At 71.0% G+C, this 1188-nt stretch carries 2 protein-coding genes; both read left to right on the top strand.

Annotated elements, in window-relative coordinates; genetic code table 11:
* On the top strand, nt 1-393 hold a 393-nt coding region (locus tag G6019_RS15985; protein ID WP_182628026.1), incomplete at its 5' end, for a CAP domain-containing protein.
* Between the two features lie 138 nt (nt 394-531).
* The gene (locus G6019_RS15990) at nt 532-1077 is read left to right on the top strand and encodes a CAP domain-containing protein (RefSeq protein WP_107755594.1); all 546 of its coding nucleotides are present in this window, start codon (nt 532-534) and stop codon (nt 1075-1077) included.
* The last annotated feature ends 111 nt before the right edge of the window (nt 1078-1188 follow it).

Consider the following 1188-nt stretch of genomic DNA (forward strand, 5'->3'; position numbering starts at 1 on the left):
GCTCCTCTCGTCGTGGTGCCGCCCGAGGTCGCCCGGAAGGCGTTCGAAGGCAGCGTCGTCGCAGGCGTCAACGAGGCGCGCACCGCGGTCGGCGCCGAGCGTCTGGTCACCGACCCGGTCCTGTCCGTCGAGGCCGAGGTCCGCGCGGACCAGCTGGCCGCGGGCGACCCCACGACCGGCGATCTCCCGGTCCCCGAGAGCGGCGAGACCCGGGATCGTACGGTGCTGGCCCTGCCTCCGGAGGCCACACCCCAGAACGTGCTCACCGCCATGCTCACCGACACGGGCATGCGCGACCGCATGCTGGACGGCGAGTTCGCGAAGGTCGGGGTGGGCACCGCCACCGACGAGGAGGGTCGGATCCACGTGGTGCTGGACTTCGAACGGGGGTGACCGCTCCGGCGCACGGCCGGTTAACAGTGTGAAAATACGGCTAGATTCCCCAAGCCCACTAGCCCAGAACGGCTTTGGTCTCTACCGTGTTTCCTGCATGCCCTCCCCCTCGGGGCGTGCAGAAATGGAGTCCCTCCCGTGCGCCGCACTTCCCCTCGTTTCGTCAAGCCCCTCGCCGTCGTCGCCGCCGCCACCATGGCGGTCGGCGGACTGGGGGTCCCCGCCGCCTCGGCGCAGCAGTTCCTCGTGCCCGGATCGTCCTTCGGATTGGCCGTTGGCGGCGGCGGCACCGCCCCGGCCCTCGATCCCACGAGCGCCGAGTACCGCCAGCAGCTCCATGACGCCACCAACGCCGCTCGGGTCGCCAATGGCCGTGCGCCGCTGCCGTCCAACGACGCGCTCGTCCAGCTGGCCACCGCCTGGAGCCAGGTCCAGGCGGCGGAGAACCGGATGTATCACAACCCCGACCTGCGTAACCAGGTCCCCAGCGGCACCACCCGCTGGTCGGAGAACGTGCTGCAGAACTGGCGCAACGCCACCCCGCAGCAGCTCGTCAACCAGTGGATGGCCTCGACCGGACACCGGCTCAACCTGTTGCGCACCGATCACACCTCCATGGGCATGGGTGTCGCCGTGGCCGGTGACAACAGGCTCTACGCCACGCAGGTGTTCATCCGCAGCTGAGCCGGGCCCGGGCCCCCGCTCATCGGCCCGGGCTCATCAGAAGGCAGTTCCGCAGGCCCAGGCCTGCACGGGCCCGGGCATGCGCCGGCCCGGCCGTGGCGCGGCGTCAGC

It is taken from the genome of Dietzia sp. DQ12-76, assembly GCF_014145045.1.
Classification (GTDB): domain Bacteria; phylum Actinomycetota; class Actinomycetes; order Mycobacteriales; family Mycobacteriaceae; genus Dietzia.